At 64.6% G+C, this 22,539-nt stretch carries 21 protein-coding genes; 15 read left to right on the forward strand and 6 right to left on the reverse strand.

Annotated features, from left to right (window positions below; all coding sequences use genetic code 11):
* Positions 1 to 178 precede the first annotated feature (178 nt).
* The 4 genes from B552_RS0110990 to B552_RS0111005 all read left to right on the forward strand — a co-directional run bounded on the left by B552_RS0110990 (position 179) and on the right by B552_RS0111005 (position 5,268).
* Positions 179 to 730, forward strand: a complete 552-nt coding sequence (locus tag B552_RS0110990) for a hypothetical protein (RefSeq protein WP_019449072.1) — start codon at positions 179 to 181, stop codon at positions 728 to 730.
* Positions 731 to 943: 213 nt separating this feature from the next.
* Complete coding sequence (gene acnA, locus B552_RS0110995; protein WP_019449073.1) at positions 944 to 3,649, forward strand: aconitate hydratase AcnA; 2,706 nt, start codon at positions 944 to 946, stop codon at positions 3,647 to 3,649.
* Between the two features lie 179 nt (positions 3,650 to 3,828).
* Positions 3,829 to 3,963: a hypothetical protein gene (locus B552_RS29360; RefSeq protein WP_019449074.1), complete on the forward strand. Its 135-nt coding sequence runs from the start codon at positions 3,829 to 3,831 to the stop codon at positions 3,961 to 3,963.
* A 102-nt stretch (positions 3,964 to 4,065) separates the two neighbouring features.
* Positions 4,066 to 5,268, forward strand: coding sequence for a DUF2863 family protein (locus B552_RS0111005; protein ID WP_026035543.1), 1,203 nt, complete (start codon positions 4,066 to 4,068; stop codon positions 5,266 to 5,268).
* Between the two features lie 33 nt (positions 5,269 to 5,301).
* Here B552_RS0111005 and B552_RS0111010 read toward each other — a convergent pair whose 3' ends face one another.
* The gene (locus B552_RS0111010; RefSeq protein WP_019449076.1) at positions 5,302 to 5,967 is read right to left on the reverse strand and encodes a methyltransferase domain-containing protein; all 666 of its coding nucleotides are present in this window, start codon (positions 5,965 to 5,967) and stop codon (positions 5,302 to 5,304) included.
* Between the two features lie 98 nt (positions 5,968 to 6,065).
* Here B552_RS0111010 and B552_RS0111015 point away from each other — a divergent pair, with 98 nt between their 5' ends.
* Positions 6,066 to 7,652 carry an ABC transporter substrate-binding protein gene (locus tag B552_RS0111015; protein ID WP_019449077.1) on the forward strand — a complete coding sequence of 529 codons (1,587 nt, stop codon included), beginning with the start codon at positions 6,066 to 6,068 and terminating at the stop codon, positions 7,650 to 7,652.
* A 119-nt stretch (positions 7,653 to 7,771) separates the two neighbouring features.
* Here the strand turns inward: B552_RS0111015 and B552_RS0111020 are convergent, their stop codons facing one another.
* Together B552_RS0111020 and B552_RS0111025 are read right to left on the reverse strand one after the other, a co-directional pair.
* Positions 7,772 to 8,653, reverse strand: a complete 882-nt coding sequence (locus B552_RS0111020) for a spermidine synthase (protein ID WP_026035545.1) — start codon at positions 8,651 to 8,653, stop codon at positions 7,772 to 7,774.
* Positions 8,654 to 8,682: 29 nt separating this feature from the next.
* Positions 8,683 to 9,444: a tetratricopeptide repeat protein gene (locus B552_RS0111025; protein WP_019449079.1), complete on the reverse strand. Its 762-nt coding sequence runs from the start codon at positions 9,442 to 9,444 to the stop codon at positions 8,683 to 8,685.
* A 148-nt stretch (positions 9,445 to 9,592) separates the two neighbouring features.
* Between B552_RS0111025 and B552_RS0111030 the strand changes: the two genes are divergently transcribed.
* From B552_RS0111030 to B552_RS0111050, 5 genes are all read left to right on the forward strand, one after another.
* Entirely contained in the window at positions 9,593 to 10,084 is a 492-nt protein-coding gene (locus B552_RS0111030; protein ID WP_019449080.1) for a hypothetical protein, read from the forward strand.
* 162 nt (positions 10,085 to 10,246) lie between these two features.
* Entirely contained in the window at positions 10,247 to 10,603 is a 357-nt protein-coding gene (locus tag B552_RS0111035) for a metalloregulator ArsR/SmtB family transcription factor (RefSeq protein ID WP_019449081.1), read from the forward strand.
* Positions 10,600 to 11,682, forward strand: a complete 1,083-nt coding sequence (locus tag B552_RS0111040; RefSeq protein ID WP_019449082.1) for an SRPBCC domain-containing protein — start codon at positions 10,600 to 10,602, stop codon at positions 11,680 to 11,682. Before B552_RS0111035 ends, B552_RS0111040 begins: the two co-directional genes overlap by 4 nt.
* A 326-nt stretch (positions 11,683 to 12,008) precedes the next feature.
* Positions 12,009 to 13,523, forward strand: coding sequence for a flagellar filament capping protein FliD (fliD, locus tag B552_RS0111045; RefSeq protein ID WP_019449083.1), 1,515 nt, complete (start codon positions 12,009 to 12,011; stop codon positions 13,521 to 13,523).
* A gap of 198 nt (positions 13,524 to 13,721) precedes the next feature.
* Complete coding sequence (locus tag B552_RS0111050; RefSeq protein ID WP_019449084.1) at positions 13,722 to 14,609, forward strand: alpha/beta hydrolase; 888 nt, start codon at positions 13,722 to 13,724, stop codon at positions 14,607 to 14,609.
* Positions 14,610 to 14,629: 20 nt separating this feature from the next.
* Here B552_RS0111050 and B552_RS0111055 read toward each other — a convergent pair whose 3' ends face one another.
* The 3 genes from B552_RS0111055 to B552_RS0111065 form a co-directional block, all read right to left on the reverse strand.
* Positions 14,630 to 15,139 carry a DNA-deoxyinosine glycosylase gene (locus B552_RS0111055; RefSeq protein ID WP_019449085.1) on the reverse strand — a complete coding sequence of 170 codons (510 nt, stop codon included), beginning with the start codon at positions 15,137 to 15,139 and terminating at the stop codon, positions 14,630 to 14,632.
* A gap of 174 nt (positions 15,140 to 15,313) precedes the next feature.
* A complete protein-coding gene (gene htpG, locus B552_RS0111060) occupies positions 15,314 to 17,215 on the reverse strand; it encodes a molecular chaperone HtpG (RefSeq protein WP_019449086.1) in 1,902 nt (633 codons plus the stop codon).
* A 99-nt stretch (positions 17,216 to 17,314) separates the two neighbouring features.
* Positions 17,315 to 18,880 carry a PLP-dependent aminotransferase family protein gene (locus tag B552_RS0111065; protein ID WP_019449087.1) on the reverse strand — a complete coding sequence of 522 codons (1,566 nt, stop codon included), beginning with the start codon at positions 18,878 to 18,880 and terminating at the stop codon, positions 17,315 to 17,317.
* Positions 18,881 to 18,964: 84 nt separating this feature from the next.
* Between B552_RS0111065 and B552_RS0111070 the strand changes: the two genes are divergently transcribed.
* The 5 genes from B552_RS0111070 to B552_RS0111090 are packed head-to-tail and all read left to right on the forward strand — an operon-like array spanning position 18,965 to position 22,467.
* Complete coding sequence (locus tag B552_RS0111070; RefSeq protein ID WP_019449088.1) at positions 18,965 to 19,642, forward strand: VOC family protein; 678 nt, start codon at positions 18,965 to 18,967, stop codon at positions 19,640 to 19,642.
* A 34-nt stretch (positions 19,643 to 19,676) separates the two neighbouring features.
* Entirely contained in the window at positions 19,677 to 20,393 is a 717-nt protein-coding gene (locus B552_RS0111075) for an alanyl-tRNA editing protein (protein WP_019449089.1), read from the forward strand.
* Between the two features lie 6 nt (positions 20,394 to 20,399).
* Entirely contained in the window at positions 20,400 to 21,029 is a 630-nt protein-coding gene (locus tag B552_RS0111080) for a LysE family translocator (RefSeq protein ID WP_035879717.1), read from the forward strand.
* A gap of 4 nt (positions 21,030 to 21,033) precedes the next feature.
* Positions 21,034 to 22,002 carry a DMT family transporter gene (locus B552_RS0111085; RefSeq protein ID WP_026035546.1) on the forward strand — a complete coding sequence of 323 codons (969 nt, stop codon included), beginning with the start codon at positions 21,034 to 21,036 and terminating at the stop codon, positions 22,000 to 22,002.
* A 12-nt stretch (positions 22,003 to 22,014) separates the two neighbouring features.
* Positions 22,015 to 22,467, forward strand: a complete 453-nt coding sequence (locus B552_RS0111090) for a RidA family protein (protein WP_019449092.1) — start codon at positions 22,015 to 22,017, stop codon at positions 22,465 to 22,467.
* Positions 22,468 to 22,539 lie beyond the last annotated feature (72 nt).

A 22,539-nucleotide genomic window follows, 5' to 3' on the forward strand; every position in this document is an offset into this window, starting at 1 on the left:
ATGACAAGCCGTCCGCACGCGATTATGTAACCAATGTCTGATGGGCTTCGCCATGTCAGGCAAATCGTAGAGAATAGCGGCGGAAAGTTGTAGCCCGAGCGCCTCCCGCGCTCCCAGCCGGACCGTACAAGAGACGAGCCGTTTTTGACTTTATCCAGCAATCCGGAAGGAACACACAATGAAACACCTCGTGCTGGCAGCCTGCCTTGGCGCCCTGACCCTGACCTCCACCGGCGCTGCACTGGCCCAGGAGCCCGCCAAAAAGCCGGCCGCCACCAAGAAGTCAACCGCGAAGAAGAGCACCAAGAAATCTACCGAGGCAGCCGCCGCGGTCGAGCCGAAGGGTGAAAAGTGGCAATGCGAACTCGGCCATTCGATCTACCTCAACGGCAACCTGCTGCGCGATGAAGTGATCGGCCTGAACTGGGAAGGCAAGGAATACAAGCTGCAGCGCCAGAACACCGTGACCGGCGCCGACCGTTACCTCGACGCACGCTCGGGCATGGACCTGGTCGTGATCCCGAGCAAGGCCATGCTGTTCAACCGGAACCTGGGCGAGCGCGTAGCGGACGAATGCCAGTCGGCCGCCATGCAAGCTGGCGGCTCCGCACCGACGCAAGCCGGCGCGCTGCGCGCCCCGGTGGCCACGCCGCTGCTGATGGCACCGTCGCAACCGGCAGCCCAGCCGGCCGCCGACGGCCAGCCGGCTGCTCAAGCGCCGAAGCAGTAAATTCCGCAGTAAAGTCCTAGTCTTACCTTTGCCTGACCCGTGCGGCGCGCCAGCCTGCGCCGCACGGGCCGAGCCGAGTTGTTGTAACGGTGCGCGTCCGGTCTGCCGGCCGCGCCGCTTGCAAGGCGGCGGAACCCAATCGCGCACCGGGGTCTCAAGAACAAGAGCGTCCAGAATTCGAATCCCGCGTTGTCTTTCGATTGGAGTCAGGTAATGCCCCACAACCTCAATAAAACCCTCAAAGAATTCAAAATCGGCACCGGCGGCCGTGGTCAGTACTATTCCCTGCCGCAACTGGGCAAGGCCCTGGGCATCAAGATCGAACGCCTGCCCGTGTCGATTCGCGTGGTCCTGGAATCCGTGCTGCGCAACTGCGACGGCAAGAAGGTGACCGAGGAACACGTCAGGCAACTGGCCAACTGGAAGCCCAATGGCGAGCGCGTGGATGAAATCCCGTTCGTCGTGGCGCGCGTGGTGCTGCAGGACTTCACGGGCGTGCCGCTGCTGGCCGACCTGGCCGCGATGCGCAACGTGGCCGAGAAGATGGGCAAGAACCCGAAGAAGATCGAACCGCTGGTCCCCGTGGACCTGGTGGTCGACCACTCGGTGCAGATTGACCACTTCCGCGAGAAAAAGGCGCTGGACCTGAACATGCAACTGGAATTCCAGCGCAACAACGAGCGCTACCAGTTCATGAAGTGGGGCATGCAGGCGTTCGACACATTCGGCGTGGTGCAACCGGGCTTCGGCATCGTGCACCAGGTCAACCTGGAATACCTGGCCCGTGGCGTGCACAAGAAGGATGGCGTCTACTATCCGGACACGCTGGTGGGCACCGACTCCCACACCACGATGATCAACGGCATCGGCGTGGTGGGCTGGGGTGTGGGCGGCATCGAGGCCGAAGCTGGCATGCTGGGCCAGCCGGTCTACTTCCTGACACCGGACGTGGTAGGCGTGGAACTGAAGGGCCGCCTGCGCGAAGGCGTGACCGCCACCGACCTGGTGCTGACCATCACCGAGATGCTGCGCCGCGAGAAGGTCGTCGGCAAGTTCGTCGAGTTCTTCGGCGAAGGCACCGCCAGCCTGAGCACGCCCGACCGTGCAACCATCGGCAACATGGCGCCCGAGTACGGCGCCACGATGGGCTTCTTCCCGGTGGACGAAAAGACCATTGAGTACTTCCGTGGCACCGCACGCACCGACGAGGAGATCGCCGCGTTCGAAGGTTACTTCCGCGCCCAGGGCATGTTCGGCGTGCCGCGCGCTGGCGAGATCGACTACACCAAGACGCTGTCGCTGGACCTGAGCACCGTGGCCCCGTCGCTGGCCGGCCCGAAGCGCCCGCAGGACCGTATCGAGATCGGCGACGTCAAGAACACGTTCTCGTCGCTGTTCAGCAAGCCGGTGTCCGAGAACGGCTTCAACAAGAACGCCGCCGACCTCGACCGCGAATACACCAACGCCGATGGCGTGAAGGTCAAGAACGGCGACGTGCTGATCGCCGCGATCACGTCGTGCACGAACACGTCGAACCCCAGCGTGCTGCTGGCCGCCGGCCTGCTGGCCAAGAAGGCTGTGGAAGCCGGCATGACCGTGGCGCCGCACATCAAGACGTCACTGGCCCCGGGAAGCCGCGTGGTGACGGAATACCTGAAGGCCGCCGGCCTGCTGCCGTACCTCGAAAAGCTCGGCTTCGGCGTCACGGCCTATGGCTGCACCACGTGCATCGGCAATGCCGGCGACCTGACGCCGGCACTCAACGAAGCGATCGTGCAGAACGACATCGTGGCTGCCGCCGTGCTGTCCGGCAACCGCAACTTCGAAGCGCGCATCCATCCGAACATCCGCGCCAACTTCCTGGCGTCGCCGCCGCTGGTGGTGGCCTATGCCATCGCCGGCACGGTCTCGCGCGACCTGATGACCGAGCCGGTCGGCAAGGGCCGCGGTGGCAAGGACATCTGGCTCGGCGACATCTGGCCGACTTCCGAGGAAATCCATGCGCTGCTGAAGTACGCCATGGACGCCAAGACGTTCAAGGGCAACTACGAGCAAGTCAAGAAGCCGAGCAAGCTGTGGGCCAACATCAAGGGCACGAAGGGTCAGGTCTATGACTGGCCGACGTCGACCTACATCGCCGAGCCGCCGTTCTTCCAGGACTTCTCGCTGGAGCCAAGCGGCGAAGCCGTCACCGTAAATGGCGCCCGCGCGCTGGGCGTGTTCGGTGATTCGGTGACCACCGACCACATCTCGCCGGCCGGCTCGATCAAGGACACCTCCCCTGCCGGCAAGTACCTGCTGTCGCATGGCGTGCTCAAGGCCGACTTCAACAGCTACGGTTCGCGCCGCGGCAACCATGAGGTGATGATGCGCGGCACGTTCGCCAACGTGCGCATCAAGAACCTGATGATCCCGGCCAAGGCCGACGGCTCGCGCGTGGAAGGTGGCATCACGCTGCACCAGCCCACCGGCGAAGAAATGTCGATCTACGACGCCGCGATGAAGTACATCGGCGAAGGCACGCCCACCGTGGTGTTCGGCGGCGAGGAGTACGGCACGGGCTCGTCGCGCGACTGGGCTGCCAAGGGCACCCAGCTGCTCGGCGTCAAGGCCGTGATCGCACGCAGCTTCGAACGCATCCACCGCTCGAACCTGGTGGGCATGGGCGTGCTGCCCCTGCAGTTCAAGGGCGATGACAGCGTGCAGTCGCTCGGCATCGTCGGCGATGAAACCTTCGACGTGGAGGGCATCGAAGGCGAACTGAAGCCGCAGCAGGACGTGACGCTGGTGATCCACCGCGCCAATGGCGACACGAAGCGCGTGCCGGTATTGCTGCGCATCGATACGCCGATCGAGGTCGATTACTACAACCACGGCGGCATCCTGCCGTTCGTGCTGCGTCAGTTGCTGGCGGCGTAACCTTCCAGCATCGGACCGAAACCGCCGCTCCCGCTTCAACGCGGGGCGGCGGTTTTGTTTTGCGGGTAATCCCCATCCCCTCGCGTAAGTTTTGCGCAAGCCTGTACTGCCAGACTCGTCCCCACAATAAGTATTCGGCGCAACGCACGGCGCTGCCCATACCAATCCGGAGACATGACATGGCCAAGATCCTGATCGCGTTCGTAGTCGTTGCAGGCGCATGCCTTTACCTGCTGACCAAGGGTGGCGGCGAAGTCTCGATGGCCGGCGAATCGCACGGTACCGAATCGCACGCCCCGGCCGCGCAAAAGTAAGCCAGTACGGGTTTCCGCGCCTCGTTTGAGGGTTCGCGAGAACTGCACCCGCTAGCGTAGCGAGTAGAATACCGTTTTACGAAAAACGGACGTTCTCTACTTATGGCAGGTTTTCGCCCCAAGTCTTCCTCCCGACTCTCTCCCGACGCCGAGCGATTGGTGGCGGACGCGCTCGCCCTGGACGCCTCGGGCAGCCGCATGGAGGACGCGTATTGGGAGCGGCGGCTGTCGCAGCGGCTCTACCGCCTGCTGAAGAACGGCAGCCAGACCGCGCTCGACGCGGCGCTCGAACACCTGTTCAAGCACAACGCCGATGCGTCCGACGTGCTGGCCGAGCAGGCCGAGACACTGGCCGAGTCGGCGACGATCGAAATCGACGGCGTCAAGCAGGATGCGCTGCTGATTGCCGCGCCGATCCTGGCCCATACGCGCTACGCGATCCCCTCGGGCGCCTTGAAGCCCGAACTGGCCCAGACGCTCGCCGTGCACTTGCAGGCGCACGTGCTGGCCACCAACACCAAGGTCGCGCTGTCGCCGTACCTCTACAGCATCGACCAGTTGCCGCGCAGCCACAGCGATACGTTCGCGCTGACCCAGAAGCTGGCCTCGGCGGCACTGGCCGGCACGATGCCGAAGGTGGATCTGCGCGACCTGCCCGAAACCGCCCCGATCCTGGCCGATCCGCGCTACCTGCTGGCCGTGGTGGTGGCCCCGCACGAAAGCGCCCTGTTCCGCTGGCAGGAAGATGCCAAGGAGCACCATGCCGAGCGCTCCGTTTGCCTGGAGCAATGGCGCAACCAGGTGCAGCCTACCGTCGCGGTCCTGCTGCCCGGCTGCGAATTCGAACTGCTGCTGCCGGACGCGTTCTTCCTGTCGTGCCGCGAGTCCGACAAGAGCATTCGCCCGCTGACCGTGCGGGCGGCCGTGAACTACCTCTGCGGCACGCTTGACGTGCCGGCCGGCCAACTGGCCGCCGTGGTGGCGGGTTTCGGCGAGGAAGTGGTCGAGGAATACCGCGTCGGCTTCACCATGCGTGGCGAGAAGGAAGTGATCTACGGCATCGTCTGGCCCGTCTATGGCCGCGAAGCCGGCGAGGTGGACGCCGAGGAAAAAGGCAACCCGGTCGAGCAGATCTGCGAGGAACTGCGCAACGCCGGCGTCGAAGACATCTTCCGTCATGCCGCGCTGTTCGATCCCGAGTACTGCGAGGATTGCGGTACCCCGCTCTACGCGGACCGCTCTGGCGAGATCGTGCACGCCGAACTGCCCGAAGACGCCCCGACGCAGCAGCCGCTGTTCCACTGACAAGAAACCCGCCAGTTTGGCGGGTTTTTCATTTCACCAAACGCTGACGCAGCGCCAGAGTTCGTGCCCCGACGCCGCGTACTTGCGTTCGAACGGCGTCATCGCAACTTCAGGCTGCCAGGCTTCGACACGCGCAGGCCGCCCCACCATCGCCAGCGCGGCAGCAAACTCGTCGACATAGATCTTCCAGTTGCTGCGGCATTCCAGATAGTCACCGCAAGCGGCCAGCGCGGGAAACACGGCGTGCCCGTGCCAGCGCCGTGCCAGATGACCAATCTTGGGCCAGGGATTCGGATACAGCACATAGTGCCGCGCAACCGGCACGCTGGCCGCCTGCAACAGCCGCCAGAAATCAACGAGGTCGGCGCGGGCCCAATGGAAGTTCCCTGGCATTGGCGCGTCCCACCAGTCCTTGCCCGCCGTCAGACGCTTTTCTGATTGATCGACGCCTATCACGTAGTGGTCGGGAAACGCTGTCGCCAGACGCAGCGTGCTTTCGCCGACACCGCAACCGGCATCGATGATCAGCGGTGCTTGTCCCGCACGCTGCCACGCCTCGATTGCCGCATCGAACGCGCGTTGGCTCGGCGCGCCCATGGGCTTGCGGAACGGCTCGGCCAGATGACGTTCGACCAGCGCGGCCAGATGCTCATGGATATCGGACTGGGCCGAAGTAATCGTGCGGGAATTGGCAAACATGGGCGCGATTGTACCGGGTCGGCAACGATGTATATTTACCGGCACAATAGCGGCCAACACCGCCAAACACCGCCCAACACCGCTCGAGGAGCCCACCGATGATCCGCCGCACGCTGCTGCAAGCATCCCTGTCGATCGCCTTGAGCGCCGCCGCGCTGACGCTGCTGCCCGCCCGGGCCGCCCACGCCGAGGATTTGCGCATCGGCCTTTCCGCAGATGTCACGTCAATGGACCCGCACTGGAACAATTCAGGTCCGAACAATGCCATCGCGCTCCATATCTTCGAGTCGCTCGTATTCCTGGACAAGAACGCGCGCTATATCCCCGGACTCGCGCTTTCGTGGAAACCCGTCAACGCGATCACGTGGGAAATCAAGCTGCGCCCGAACGTGAAGTGGCACGACGGCTCGCCGTTCACGAGCGAAGACGTCAAGGCATCGCTGGAGCGCCCGGAGAAGCTGACCAATGCCCCGGGATCGTTCACCAGCTACACCAAGCCGATTGCCCGCATTGAAACACCCGACGCGCTGACGGTGCGCCTGACAATGAGCGTGCCCAACTACGCGAACATCGCCAATGACCTGAACAGCGTGCCGATCATGCCGAAGAAGATCGCCGCGAACCTGAGCCAGGCGGACTTCGATTCCGGCAAGGCGATGATCGGCACGGGGCCATTCAAGTTCGTGCGCTTTACGCGCGGCCAGGAAATTGTGATGGCGAAGAATCCCGATTACTGGGGCCCGAAGCCCGAGTGGGACCGCGCGATCTTCCGCATCATTACCGACAACGCCGCCCGTTCGGCAGCGCTGCTGGCGGGCGATGTCGACGTGATCGAAGCCGTGCCGTCCACCGACGTAGCCAGGCTCAGGAAGGACCCGAAGTTCAAGATCGAGCAGACGGTATCGTGGCGCACGATCTTCTGGCAGATGGACCAGTGGCGCGACAACCCGCCCTACGTCACGGACAAGGCCGGCAAACCGCTGGGCAAGAACCCGTTCAAGGACGCGCGCGTGCGTGCGGCGATCAGCAAGGCCATCAACCGCGACGCGATTGTCAGCCGCATCATGGAAGGCCTGGCGGTGCCCGCCTCGTCGATCGTCTCGCCGCAGATCTTTGGCCATCCGGGCACCAAGCCTGAAGCCTACGATCCCGAAGGGGCGAAGAAGCTGCTGGCTGCCGCCGGTTACCCCGACGGCTTCGGCCTGACGCTGCATGCCACCAACAACCGCTATCTGAACGACGCGCAGGTGGCGCAGGCCACCGCCGGCATGCTGACGCGCATCGGCATCCAGACCAAGGTGGAGACGCTGCCCGTCGCCGTGTACTTCACACGCGCACGGCAGGGTGATTTTGCTTTCGAGATGCTCGGCTGGGGTTCGGCAGCGGCCGACGTGGCGCTTCGCTCGATCACCGGCACACCGAATCCGAAGACCGGCTACGGCACGTGGAATTGGGGCAAGTACAGCAATCCGCAGCTCGACCAGTTGATCGAGAAATCGCTGACCACCGTGTCCAGCGACAAGGCCCGCGAGGAGAACGCTCGCGCGGCCGCCAAATTTGCACTGGCCGACCACGCAATCATTCCATCGCACAGCCAGTTGGCGATGTGGGCAATGCGCAAGGGCCTGCGGTATGAGGCCCGGACCGACGAGTGGTCGCTGGCGCAGTTCTTCTACAAGGAGTGATGTATCTCCCCTGGGGGAGAGGGCTTTGAGGTTCAAATTGCGACAAACGCATCTTGAGCCGCTGGCCCTCTCCCCCTGCCCCTCTCCCGCCAGGCGGGAGAGGGGAGAAAACCACTACCTCAAATTACCAGCCGTTCTTCCTGCCGCGCATTCGCCGCGCGCAGTTTCTTCACCCAGTCCTTCGCGGGCAGCTTCGTAGCGGACTCGACCACTTCGGCCCTCGCCTCCAGCGTTTCCCACGACACATCGATCGCCGGCCCATTGAACGCCATTGCAATGACGTTGCCGTCGTGCACCTCGGGGAAGACCAGCACGCGATTGTCGAACGCGTCGCAGATGCGCACGATGTTCTTCGGAAAGCTGTCGTGGTCGCCGAACAGGTTGATCGTCATCACGCCGGGCGCCTTGAGCACGCGGCGGCAGGCGCGGTAGAACGCTGTAGTGTCCAGCACCGGCCCACGGGCCGTGGCGTCATACAGATCGACCTGCAGCGCGTCGATCGTTGCCGTGTGCGCGCCGTCCATCACGTAGTCCCACGCATCCTGCTCCAGCACCGTCAGCCGCGCATCGTCGTCGCGCAGCGCAAACATGCTTCGGCCGGCCACGATCACTGCCGGGTTCAGCTCCACGGCCGTCACCTTCGCACGCGCGAAATGACGATGGGAGAACTTGGTCAGTGCCGCCGCACCCAGGCCCAGTTGCGCCACGTGGAAGTCAGGCTCCGACGGGGACAGGAACAGCAGCCACGCCATCATCTGCTGGGCGTATTCGAGTTCGATGGCATCGGGCTTGCGCAGGCGCATCGCACCCTGTACCCATTCGGTGCCGAAATGGAGATAGCGCACGCCGTCCATTTCCGAGAACGTGACCGGTGCAAAGCGCGGCGTCATGCGTTTCTCGCCGGCATCCCTGGAAAAATTCGTGCGCGAGGATTCACGTTCGCCGCGCGCCGGGCGGCGCGAGGCCACGGCCTCGATAGATTTGCGTTTCAAAAGCGTCATGGAAGAAAACAACGCGCTCAAGGCGCGGATCATTGGCCCAGCGCGACTTGCGCGCGCTGGAGCCATTCGCGATTGTGCTCGCGGGCATGACGCGGCCAGTGGCGCGCGTCGTGAACAATTTCGGTATAGAGCGACCTGGCGCGTTCGCGGTCGGCCGCATCGCCCTGCCGGGTAAGCCAATCGGCAAACAGGCAGCGTGGCGCCGCATCGCTAGCGCAGGTCAGCGCGCGCTCGAACGCTTCACGCGTGCCGGGCGCATCGATGGCCGACAGTGCACGCGCATAGAGCAGCGCGGGCTCGGACTGATCGCGTGCCTGCGGGTGCGCGGAGAACAGCTTCTCCAGCGTCGCTTGTGCATCGGCATGACGGCCCGTAGCCACCTGCGCGCGCGCCAGCCCTTCGAGCAACGCCGAATCAGACGCGAACGGACCATTGGCCGCGGCCTGGTAGTGCTCCAGCGCTTCCGCCGCATTGCCGACATCGAGCAGTGCGGCACCAAGGCGCATGCGGTGGTCGACAGTCGGCGCGCGGTCGAATGCCTCGCGCGCCTCGCGCACGGCGCGATTCGGGTCGACGATCTGCTTGATCGCACGCGACGCTGCCCGCGCACCGCGCGAATCGCGCAGGCTCGGCAGATAGATCGCAAAGAAATAGACGATGCTGCCCAGACCGGGAAATATGAACAGCAACAACAGCCAGTACATGTTCTGGTGCGTGCGCACGGCGTGTACGGCGAAGAAAATCGCCACGATCACATGCAGGCCGATGCCGCCGATACCAAGAGAGGACATATCAGATCAATCCTGAAGAAGTGCAACCGGGATGATGCATGGCCGCGATTGTGACAGAAGCCGGTAGGACATCGGCGGCAGCCCTAAAGTTTTTGCAGATCCGGACCGATGTGACAGGTGGGCTCCATCCTCGACCGGAAATCAAGACATGACATCGATCAGCAGCGTTACGCCGCAGGTATCCACGGCCAGCAGCGCGGCAGCCACCGCCGCGACCTCGCCTGCGGCGGCCGATACTTCGGCCCAGGGCAACACTTGGAACACCAGCGCCTCGGCCAACGGCCGAATCGCCGCCCCTTCTGCAGCCGCCAAGGCTGGGAAAGCCGGCAAGTCCGGAGGCGCCGCCAGCGCCGGTGGCACGGACAGCTCCAGCAGCAGTGACAGCGAATCGGCCGTCATCACGGCGATCAAGCAGCAGATCAAGACGCTACAGAAACTGCTCGCCACGCAAATGCAGCAGCTCCAGGCCGCCCAGAACGCCCGCACCGACGAACGGACCAAGGCCAGCACGGTAGCCACCCTGCAGGGCGCCGTGGCCACCACCAACGGCGCCCTGCAACAGGCATACGCCAAACTGGCCGAGGTCATGCAGCAGCAAAGCGGCGCAAGCACCGGCAACATCGTCGATACGACGGCGTGAGCAGCACACGACCTCCCGCTCGTCACGAAGATGACCGTCGCCTGGCCGGACGATTTCCCGCCAGGCGACTGACACCACCCCTCACGCACTCCCCGGCAGGCACCTTGCAATTCACATGTAACTCCCCTTGACCTTCATTTAACCAAATAGTTAAATGAGCGCATGCCCAATACCGAAGATCAGCTCTCCATCATCTTTGCCGCACTGGCCGACCCGACCCGCCGCGCGATTCTTGCGCGGCTTTCCGAAGGCGAGGCCCCGGTGAGCGAACTGGCCCGCCCGTTCGATATGTCGGCCCCGGCCATCTCCAAGCACCTGCGCGTGCTGTCCGATGCCGGGCTGATCGAGCGGGAGGTCAACGCGCGCTGGCGCATCTGTCATCTGCGCCCCGGTGCGTTGCGTGATGCGCATGGCTGGCTGGAAGCCTATCGCCGGCATTGGGAGGACAACCTCGACAGGCTCGTCGCCTTTATCGAGCAGGCGCATATCGTCACCGATGACAAGGGGTTCAAGTCATGACCGAAGCTGCTACGTTTCATCTGGAGATGACCCGCCAGATTCGCGCGCCGCGCGAGCGGGTCTTCGATGCATTCACGGACCAGGCTGCCCTGGCGGCCTGGCATTGCCCGCGCGGCATGCACGTGCTGGAGGTCAGCGCCGATGCCAGGGTCGGCGGGCGCTACCGGCTTGTGATGGGCGGCCGCGACGGCTCGCGCCACACGGTTGGCGGCGAATACCAGAAGATCGACCGCGCCAATTTCCTGGCCTACACATGGCAATGGGAAGGCGGCGAGTTGCCCGAGGGAACGCGCACGCTGATCGAGGTCACGCTGACCGACAAGGACGGCGGCACGCTCTTGCATATGCGCCACAGCGGGTTCCCGGACGCGGCCACGCGCGATTCGCATTCGCACGGCTGGCAATCGGTGTTCAATCGCCTGAGCGACTATGCCGATGCCGAAGGCAGCGCGGGCACCATCACGGTCTATGGCGACGGGCGCAGCACCTATGTGCGTACCGTGCGGATGGCGCTGGCGGAAAAAGGCATCGCCTACACGCTCAAGCCGCTGACTCCGCGCGACCCCGAACTTCTGGAGCACCAGCCGTTCGGACGCATCCCGGCATTTGCGGACGGCCCGCTGGAGTTCTACGAAACGCGGGGCATCCTGAACTATATCGAGGAAGCCTTCGACGGCCCGAGCCTGATCTCGCAGGCCGGCCCCACGGCGCGTGCCCGGTGCGAGCAGTGGATCAGCCTGATCAACTGCCACGCATATGACGCGATGGTGCGCCGCTACGTCCTGCAGTATGTATTCCCGAAGGGCGAGGATGGTCAGCCGGATCGCAAGACGATCGATGCCGCGCTGCCAGAGATCGCCAAACAGCTCGACATACTGGAGCAGGCGTATGGCGGAGGCAATTTCCTGGCAGGCAACTCGCTGACGATGGCCGACCTGTTCTTCGCGCCAATCGTCGAGTACCTGGGCCTCTTTCCGGAAACAGCGGCGATGCTGGAGTCGCGGCCGAATATCCGGCGCGCCCACGCGGCGATGCGCGCGCGGCCAAGCTTTGCGGCCACGCAGCCGAACCCCAGCTGATCGGCCAGGCCAATCGCGCTTCCAAGGTGCAGTGGCACCGCCTCCAGCGCTGCGTGTCGACCACGCTGGAGGCGGAGGCGCTTCCCGATCTGTGTATCCGCTTTGTATGGATTTGGCATGCGCAGACATACAACACCCGCCCGAGTATTACCGAGTCTGTCACGCATCATCACAAGCGGTTAAATACCGCGTAAAGCCGCGCCAATTCCTCCGCAAGACCCGTCTTTCCGGTTGCTAGTGTGACGAGAGGCCGAGCGTGTAGCACACGCAACATGCCCGGCCGAAACCGTCGCAGACAAACGTCTGCTTGTCCCGGAAAGTAATCCATGACCACTACATCCGCTACAGCATCCAGTACCTCCTCAAACACCGGCCTGATCACAAACCTTGGCGTCGGCTCAGGCCTTGACCTCAGCTCCCTGCTCGACCAGCTCACGCAGGCCGAACAGGCGCCGCTTACGGCCATCACGCAACAGCAGCAGAGCTACCAGACCAAGCTGTCCGCCTACGGGCAGGTCCAGAGCATGCTGGGAGCATTCCAGGCATCGGCCAACCAGCTTGGCAACCCGTCCTTCTTCCAGGCGACCACTGCCAGTTCCAGCAACACCGCGGTGCTCAGCGCGGCGGGAAGCAATACCGCAGCCACCGGCAGCTATGCCATCAACGTCACGCAACTGGCGCAGGCGCAATCGCTCGTGTCGAAGGGGCAGTCCAGCCAGACCACGGCAATCGGCACCGGCACAATTCATATCGATTTCGGCGCCATCACCGGCGGCACGCTCGACACCAACACGTCCAGCCCGACCTACGGCACGTACACCGGCGCCACGTTCACGGCCAACAGCGGCAGCACCGGTGTGGATATCACGATCGACAGCAGCAACAACACGCTGCAGGGCGTTGCTGACGCGATCAACAAGGCCAATGCCGGCGTCACCGCAAGCATCATCAACGATGGCTCGGGCACGCCCTACCGCCTGGTGATCAACTCGAACAGCACGGGCGCCACCAACAGCGTGCGCATGTCGGTCAACGAGACGGATGGCGGCTCGGCGCTCTCCAGCCTCGCCACATACGACCCTGCCGGCACGCAGGACATGCAACAGACTGTCCAGGCCCAGAACGCGCAGCTGACGGTCAACAACATCGGCATCCAGAGCGCCAGCAACTCGGTGAGCGGCGCGGTGGCAGGCGTGACGCTGAGCCTGGCTCAGACGGGCACGACCAGCGTATCGGTCCAGCGCGACACAAGCTCGATCATCACCGGCGTGCAGGCATTCGTCACGGCCTACAACAACCTCCAGAGCACGGCCGCGTCGCTGTCGGCCTATGACCCCAGCACGCAGACAGGCTCCCCGCTGACGGGCGATTCCACACTGAGCATCATTCAGAATCAGCTGCGCAGCGTGCTGAACAATCAGCAATCGGGCAATGCATTCACCAATCTCGGTCAGATCGGCATTTCGTTTCAGAACGACGGAACGCTGGCGCTCGATACCTCCAAGCTGACCACGGCGCTGAACAGCAACGCGGGCGCGGTGGCCAGCCTGTTCGGCAATACCGACGGCACGAGCGGCTACGGCAATCAGATCAGCACACTCATCACTGGCCTGACCAGCAGCAACGGCTCGCTTACGGCGGCTACGGCAGGCATCAACAGCACGTTGAAGGATCTCGGAACCCAGTACACAGACACGCAGAGCCAGATCAACGCGACCATCGCGAACTACCAGGCGCAGTTCCAGCAACTCGATGTGCTGATGTCCCAGATGCAGAACACCAGCACGTACCTGACCCAGCAGTTCGCCGCGATGAACAACACCAGCAGCAGTAGCAAGTAATAACGTCAACGGAGGTATCGGCAGCATCGGCCCGCCTTGCGGGCCAATTTCCGCTTCACAAAGCGGCCTCACAAGACCGACTGTCCCCGATCATCAAATCATTGTCACCTACGATCAAGCGTCTGCCGGGCGTTTGCGCATACTGCCGTATCTCATTGGCCCTTGGCCCCTTGGCCGGTACGACAGGAAGATCTGCAAATGACGCGCGATGATGTCGAGTTTCGTTCTGGCAACGTCCGGTGTGCCGCCTGGCTCTATCGCCCGGAGGGCGTGGACGGACCCCTGCCATGCGTGGTGATGGCGCATGGCTTCTCGGCCGTGCGCGAGCAGCGGTTTGACGCCTTTGCCGAACGCTTCGCGCAGGCAGGTCTGGCCGTGCTGCTGTTCGACTACCGGTACTTTGGCGCCAGCGATGGCATGCCGCGTCAGTTGCTGAAGATTGGCCACCAGTTGCAGGACTGGGCAGCGGCGATTGCGTTCGCGCGCAGCCTGCCCGGCATCGATCCAAAACGCATCGCGCTGTTCGGTTCATCGCTGAGCGGTGGCCATGTGCTGACGATGGCGGCGCGCGATCGGGCCGTTGCCGCTGCAGTAGCGCAAGTGCCCACTTGCGACGGCTTGCGCAACCTGCCGGCATTGGGGATTGTTCAACTGACACGACTGACGCTGGCCGGCCTGTATGACGCAGCGCGCTCGCTCGTCGGCCTGTCGCCGTTCTACATCGCGGCCGCCGGGCGCCCGGGCTCGTGGTCGGCCATGGCAACGCCCGACGCACTGTCCTGGTTCGAGAGCGTAACGCCGGAGAAATCCACTTGGGTGAACAAGGTCTGCGCGCGCATTGCCCTGCATTACGGCATGTACCGGCCGATTACCGGCGTGCGGAAGATCCAGTGCCCGACGCTCTATTGCATCGGGCAAGAGGACGCTCATCTGGCGCCGGCGCATCTGGCCCATGAAGCGGCCGCACGCACGCCCCGGGCCGAGGTGAAGACCTATCCGTGCGGGCATTTCGGCCTTTACAGCGGGCCGTTGTGGGAGCGCTCGATTGTCGATCAGACGGACTTCCTTGTCCGCCATCTGCGCTAGCCACGGCGCTAGCCACGGCGCTAGCGAGTGCCCTGCCCCCCCAACCACTCCCGCAACGCTTCCCACGCAAGCAGTTTCTGCGCGTATGCCAGCGTATGAGCGGGGCTGCTGGAAGGTAACCTGACAATGCGGTGCTGGTCGCCATGCCGCTGGAGGGCCTTCAAGCCAATGCGTTCAGCGGTCCCGCCATTGAACGCGATGACCGCCAGCTCCGGCAACGACTCGATCAAACCCACCAGGTCATTGCCAGCGTGGTCGCGTATGTTGCTATCCAGACTCCCCTCCCGCTTGGCTTCCGCCACCACGTCCCATAGCCCGACGTGATGCGCCAGAAGCGTCTGCAGCCGATCGGCATATTCAATGCCGACCAGATCCACGCCGAGAACATCGCCGACGAGACGCCAGAACTGGTTCTGCTTGTGCGCGTAGTACTGCGATTGCGCAAGTGAGGCTTCGCCCGGCAGGCTGCCGAGGATCAGTACGCGGGTGTGGGTATCGACGACCGGAGGAAAGCAGCGTTTGGTGGTCATCGGGATGGGGTGATTAGAGATGGACCGACTTGCCCTCTCCCCCGCCCCTCTCCCGCAGGCGGGAGAGGGGAGAACACCAAGGGCATAGCTAACCCTGTCGGTTCGCTCCCCTCTCCCGCTCGCGGGAGAGGGGCTGGGGGAGAGGGCAAGCGCATCAGGCTGTGATGCCAGCCATCAAGCCAGCAGACGGTTCACCCGCTGCACATACGCAGCCGGATCGTCGAGCATGCCGCCTTCGGCCAGCAGGGCCTGGTCGAACAGTACGCGCACGCGGTCGCCGAATGCATCGCCATCTGGCAGGTCGCGCAGCTTCTTCACCAGCGCGTGTTCCGGGTTCAGTTCCAGGATCGGCTGGGCATCGGGCGCCTTCTGGCCGGCCTGCTTCAGCAGCCGCTGCAGATAGCCGCTCATGTCGCCGTCATCGGACACCAGGCATGACGCCGAATCGGTCAGGCGCAGCGTCACGCGCACATCCTTGGCCTGGCCCTCGAGCACGGCCTTGGCGCGATCCACCACTTCCTTCCATTCGGTGCTGGCCTTTTCCTGCTCGGCTTTCTCAGCCTCATCGGCCAGCCCGCCCAGGTTCAGGTCGCCACGGGCCACCGACACCAGTTGCTTGCCGTCGAACTCCTGCAGGTACGACAGCATCCATTCGTCGACGCGGTCCGTCAGCAGCAGCACCTCGATACCCTTCTTGCGGAACACCTCGAGGTGCGGGCTCGACTTGGCCGGCGCCCAGGCATCGGCGGTGACGTAGTAGATCTTGTCCTGCCCTTCCTTCATGCGGCCCACGTAGTCGGCCAGCGACACCGACTGCTCGGCCGTGTCGTTGTGGGTGGTGGCAAAACGCAGCAGCTTGGCGATGCGCTCGGCGTTGGCGTGATCCTCGCCCATGCCTTCCTTGAGCACCTGGCCGAACTGCTCCCAGAACGTCTTGTACTTGGCGCGTTCGGCTTCGTCCTCGCTATCGGACAGCGATTCGAGCATCGACAGCACGCGCTTGGTGCAGCCTTCGCGGATGGCCTTCACATCGCGGCTTTCCTGCAGCAGTTCGCGCGATACGTTCAGCGGCAGGTCAGCCGAATCCACCACGCCCTTGACCCAGCGCAGGTACGCCGGCAGCAGCTGGTCAGCATCGTCCATGATGAACACGCGCTTCACGTACAGCTTCAGGCCGGCCTTGTGGTTGCGGTCCCACAGGTCGAACGGCGCGCGCGCCGGGATATACAGCAGTTGCGTGTATTCGCTGCGGCCTTCCACGCGGTTGTGGGTCCAGGACAGCGGCGCCTCGTGGTCGTGCGCGATGTGCTGGTAGAACGCCTGGTACTGCTCGTCGGTAATGTCAGCCTTGTTGCGCGTCCAGAGCGCGCTGGCCTGGTTCACGCTTTCCCACTCGCCCGTGGCTTTCTGCTTTTGCGCCTCGGCATCCCATTCTTCCTTGGGCATGCGGATCGGCAGCGAGATATGGTCCGAGTACTTGCGGATGATGTGCTGCAGGCGGTATGACGACAGGAAATCGTCCTCGCCGTCGCGCAGGTGCAGCGTGATCGTGGTGCCGCGCTCGGCGCGGTCGATCGCGTCGATCGTGAATTCGCCATCGCCGGCACTTTCCCAGCGCACGGCTTCGCTGGCGCTCAGGCCCGCGCGACGCGTTTCCACGGTGACGCGGTCGGCCACGATAAACGCCGAGTAGAAGCCCACGCCGAACTGGCCGATCAGCGCGGCGTCCTTCTGCTGGTCGCCGGACAGTTGCTGGAAGAACTCCCGGGTGCCCGAACGGGCGATGGTGCCGAGGTTGCGGATTGCCTCGTCGCGGCTCATGCCGATGCCGTTGTCGGTGATCTTCAGCGTGCGGGCGGCCGGGTCGGCTTCGATCCGGATGGCCAGGTCGGCATCGTTCTCGAGCAACGCGGGATCCGCGATCGCCTCGAAGCGCAGCTTGTCGGTAGCGTCGGAAGCATTCGAAACCAGCTCGCGCAGGAAGATTTCCTTGTTGCTGTACAGCGAGTGGATCATCAGGTGCAGCAGTTGCTTCACTTCCGCCTGGAAGCTCATCGTTTCGTGCGGTGCGGTCATGGTTCTCCTCTTAAAAACGAAAACGTGCGCCAACTTGCCCGGCCCGTGATTCCGGAACGGGATCGATGGGGCTCGACATAGGGTTCGAGGCGCGGTTTTTCAAGTCCCCACGGTAGTGGGCTGGCTAGCGGGCTGGCTGGCGGGCTGGCTGGCGGGCTGGCCCGACAGGCGCTCCATCTGGCTGGCCAGGAAGCGCAGCATGCCGGGGTCGCCGCTGCTGGCCACGTTGAAGCGCGTCCACGTGGACGGCATCTGCGACGGCGAAAACAGGCTGCCCGGCGCGAACAGGTACCCCTCTTCATGCCCGGCGGTGGCGATCACGTTGGTGTCGACGCCCGTATCGGCCCACAGGTAGATGCCCGCGTGGTTGCCGGGGAAAATGCGCAAACCGAGCCGTTCAAGCTGGTCGCGCGTCTCGTCGCGCGCACGGTCCAGCCGGCCGCGCACGCGCTCCACGTGCTTGCGGTAGTGCCCTTCGGTCAGCACCTTGTAGACCACCCGCTCGTTGACTTCGGGCGTAGCCATGCCGGTCACGAGCTTGCTGTCGGTCAGCGTCACGGCCATGTCCGGGCTGGCGGCGATGAAACCCACGCGCAGGTTGGCGGCCAGCGTCTTCGAAAAACTGCCCAGGTAGATCACGCGCCTGAGCTGGTCCAGGCTTGCCAGCCGCGTGGCCGCATGGCCAGGCGGGCAGAGATCGCAGTAGATGTCGTCCTCGACGATCGTGAAGTCGTATTGTTCGGCCAGTTGCAGCAGCCGGAATGCCCGCGCGGCGGACAGCGAGGTGCCGGTCGGGTTGTGCAGCACGGAGTTGACCACCAGCAGCTTGGGCCGATGCGCCTGGGCGATCCGCTCCAGCGCTTCCACATCGGGACCATCGACCGTATAGGGCACGCCAATCACGTTGGCGCCCTGCGTGGCAAAGCGCGCGAACATCACGAACCATGCGGGGTCGCCCACCACGACGGTATCCCCAGGCTGCAGGAACTGGCGCGCGATCAGGTCGAAGGCCTGCGTGATGCCCGAGGTCATGACGATCTGGTCGGGCGTAACCCCGATCTCCAGTTCCTCCAGCCGCGTGCGCAATTGCTGCCGCAGTGGCAGGAAGCCCTGCGGCGTGCCGCTGACCAGGAAATGGTTGCCGGGCTGGCGGCCCAGGCTTCGCAGCGCGCCCGAGACCAGTTCGCCATCGAGCCAGTCATTGGGTAGGAAACCCCAGCCGGGCGCCTTGTGGCTTTCGGCCGAATGAAACATGCTGCGCAGCAGCCAGGTGACATCGACATTGCGGATGGCCGGCGAGGCCGGCTGCACCACCGTGGACGCATGCGGCGCGCGCTCGCGCACGTAGAAGCCGGAGCCACGGCGCGATTCCAGGTAGCCCAGAGCCACCAGCCGCTCGTAGGCTTCCACCACCGTAAAACGCGAGATCCCCTTCTCCGTCGCCAGCTGGCGAATCGACGGCATGCGCATGCCGGCCCGGAACACCCGTTCGTCGATGCGCAGCCGCGCCCACTCCGTGAGTTGCTCCACCAGCGTCATCTGGGCGGATGGAATCGGGTCCGGAAGCTGCTCAAGCCCCGTCGCCGGCATCACGAGCCGCAATGCCCGTGTGCTGCCTGCTGCACCGTCGTGATCCCCCCGGTTATCCTTCTGGCTGCCTTCCATGTGGCGCTCCCGCAACTGTACTGAAGACGATCTGCTCAACTGTATCGGTACTGTACCGACGAGCTTGACTAACATCAACCGACCATGACACTTGCCATCGACCATCTCGTGATTGCCGCCCCCGACCTGGACTCGGGAGCCGAGTACGTGGCCAGCGCCCTCGGCGTTGCCCCACAGGGCGGCGGCACGCACCCGCGCATGGGCACCCACAACCGCGTCATGGGGCTCTATGGCGGCCTGTACCTCGAAGTGATCGCGATCGACCCTTCCGCCCCGGCGCCCAAACGTCCGCGCTGGTTCGGCCTGGATAGCGACCTCGTGCAGCAGCGATTGCGCGAAGGCCCGTTCCTGGCGCACTGGGCGGCCCGCGTGGATCGCCCGACCGACCTGTCGCGCTGGCAGGCGCAGTACCCGGACCGGATCGCCCCGGTAATCCCGATGACGCGCGGTGACCTGCGCTGGCGCCTGACCGTGCCCGACGATGGCAGCCTGCCCGCCTGGCACGGCGACGCGGCGCATGCGGGCGATGGCCTGTTCCCCACGCTGATCCAGTGGGACGTTTCCAGTCACCCGGCCATCAGCCTGCCGCGCCAGGACCTGGCGTTGCGCAGACTGCACGGCCAGCATCCGCATGCGGAACTGCTGCGGCAAGGGCTGGCGTGGATTGGCGCCATGGACCTGATCGAAATCGAACAGACCGACGGCCCGCCACTGCTGGCCGCCGATATCGAAACCCCAGCGGGCATCAAGACCCTGCGCTGAAGACACACAGACAAACACTGAAGGAGCCCCCGCCATGTCCGCCACCACGCAAAAGCGTTTCGACGACGACGCCTACCTCGATCACTGTCAGGCCACGGTGGTAGCCGTGAGCGAAGCAGGCATCGAGCTGGACCAGACCGTCTGCTACGCACGCAGCGGCGGACAGGCCGGCGACACCGGCACGCTGACCACCGCCGACGGCCGCATCGTCATGCTGGCTGACACCGTCTACGCCGACGACCGCGCGCGCATCCTGCACGTCCCGGCCCCGGATGCGCCTTTGCTGCAGGTGGGCGACCGCGTCGAAGTGAAGATCGACTGGGCGCGCCGCCACAAGCTCATGCGCCTGCATACCTGCCTGCACCTGCTCGGTTCGCTGATCCCGGTGCCGGTGACGGGCTGCGGCATCTCGCCAGACTCCGCCCGCATCGACTTCGACCTGCCCGAGTCGACGCTCGACAAAGCCGTGCTGACCGAGCAGCTCAACGCGCTGATCAATGCGAAGACGCCGGTCAGCATCGACCGCATCACGCCCGAGGAACTGGCCGCGCAGCCCGACCTTGTACGCACGATCGGCGCCGCGCCGCCAGCCGGCACGTCGACGATCCGCATCGTCGAGATCCCCGGCGTTGACCGGCAGCCCTGCGGCGGTACGCATGTGGCGAACACGGGCGAGATCGGTGCGGTGGCCGTGACCAAGATCGAGAAGAAGAGCCGCACCAATCGGCGCGTGGTCGTGAACTTTGCGTAGCCGATGATGGAAGCCTGGCTCACGGGGCTCTCGGCAGCCCAGTTCCTTGCGTTGGCCACACTGCTTGCGGTGGGTGCCTTCACGCCCGGACCGAACACGACGATTGCCGCCGTCACGGGCGCCAACTTCGGCCTGCGTGCCACGCTGCCGCATTGCATTGGCGTGTCGTTCGGCTTCGCCAGCATCATCGCGCTGTGCGCCAGCGGCGTTGGGGCGCTGATTCTGACCAGTCCGATGCTGGCCACGGCGATTCACGTGATTGGCGTGCTCTACCTGCTGTGGCTGGCCTACCGGATCGCGCGCAGCACGTCGCTGGCCGAGAAAACCGTGCTCAGGCCGATGAACGTCTGGCAATCGGCCGCGCTGCAGTACGCCAACATCAAGGCGTGGATGCTGGCGCTGGCGGTGGCCGCATCGTATATGGCGGGCGCGCCGTCACCGGGGCAGCGCGTGCTGCTGGTCAGCGTGATGTTCGCGGTGTTCGGCTTCTTCAGCAACGGCGCCTATGGCGTGCTGGGCGCATCGCTGCGGCGCTGGCTGATGCAGGGCAAGCGCGTGCGCTGGTTCAACGGCGCGATGGGGCTGGCACTGGCGCTGACAGCCATATGGATTGCAATTGCCTCACAAGCACACTAAGACCATGACTCGGCACCACACTCCTTCCGGCGGCATGCTGCTCGGCTTTATCGGCGTGGCGATCTTCAGCCAGACGCTGCCGTTCACGCGCATGGCCGTGGCCGAGCTTGATGCCACGTTCGTTGCGCTCGCGCGTGCCGTGATCGCCGCGGCGCTGGCGCTGGCGCTGCTGGCCGCGCGCGGTGCGCTGGCGCCGGAAAAATGGCCACGCGGGGGCCAGTGGCTGCGGCTGGCCGTGACCGCGCTGGGCGTGGTGGTGGGCTTCCCGGTGTTTTCCTCGCTGGCAATGCGCGAAGTGCCCGCCGGGCACGGCGCGATCGTGATCGGCCTGCTGCCGCTGGCCACGGCCGTGTTTGCCGCGTGGTTCGGCAACGAGCGGCCATCGCTGGGCTTCTGGCTTTCGGCCTTGACGGGCAGCGCGCTCGTGGTGGCCTTTGCGCTGTGGCAAGGCGCGGGCGGCCTGCAGCACGCCGACTGGTTCCTGTTCCTGGCCGTGGTGCTCGGCGCACTCGGTTATGCGGAGGGCGGCAAGCTGTCACGCGAACTGGGCGGGCTGGAGACCATCAGCTGGGCGCTGGTAGTGTCGCTGCCGGTGTTGCTGCCCGTGGTGGCCTGGCTGTGGCTGACCAATGCCCCGGCAATCGCCGAGGCATCGCCGCGCGCCTGGCTGGGCATGGCCTATGTGTCCGTGTTCTCGATGTTCATCGGCTTTCTGTTCTGGTACGCCGGGCTCGCAAAAGGCGGCGTGGCCCGCGTAGGCCAGATACAATTGCTGCAGCCGTTCCTCACGCTGGCGGGCGGCGCGCTGATCCTGGCCGAGCCCCTCGATGCCACCACCGTCGCATTTGCAGTTGCGGTGATTGCCATCGTGGCCCTTGGCCGACGCGCCGCCGTGCGCAACACCGCACCCGCCATGCCACCGGCTGCCACGCCCGAGGAGGCGCCCCCCATCCTTCCAGGACGACTTCACTGACAGGAGACATGCATGTCCGTCTATGACACCCTTGCCCGCCTGGGCGTGGAACTGCCGACCGCCGGCGCCCCCGCCGCCGCCTACGTCATGGCAGCCACCACCGGCAACACCGTATTCCTGTCTGGCCACATCGCCAAGAAGGACGGCAAGCCTTGGGCCGGCAAGCTTGGCCACGATATCGACACCGAAGCCGGCAAGCAGGCCGCGCGCAGCATCGCCATCGACCTGCTGGCCACGCTGCACACCCATATCGGCGACCTGAACCGCGTCAATCGCATCGTCAAGGTGATGAGCCTGGTGAACTCCACGCTCGAATACACCGAGCAGCACCTGGTCACCAACGGCTGCTCGGAGTTCCTTGTCGAAGTGTTCGGCGAAAAGGGCAAGCACGCGCGCAGCGCATTCGGCGTGGCGCAGATTCCGCTGGGCGCCTGCGTCGAGATCGAAATGATCGTCGAGATCTGAAGCAGTCAGAAACCATACGAACAGACAATACCGCGCCGGCCCCCAGGGACCGGCGCATTGAATTCCCCCACC

Origin of the sequence: Cupriavidus sp. BIS7 (assembly GCF_000292345.1) — a bacterium.
Lineage (GTDB): Bacteria > Pseudomonadota > Gammaproteobacteria > Burkholderiales > Burkholderiaceae > Cupriavidus.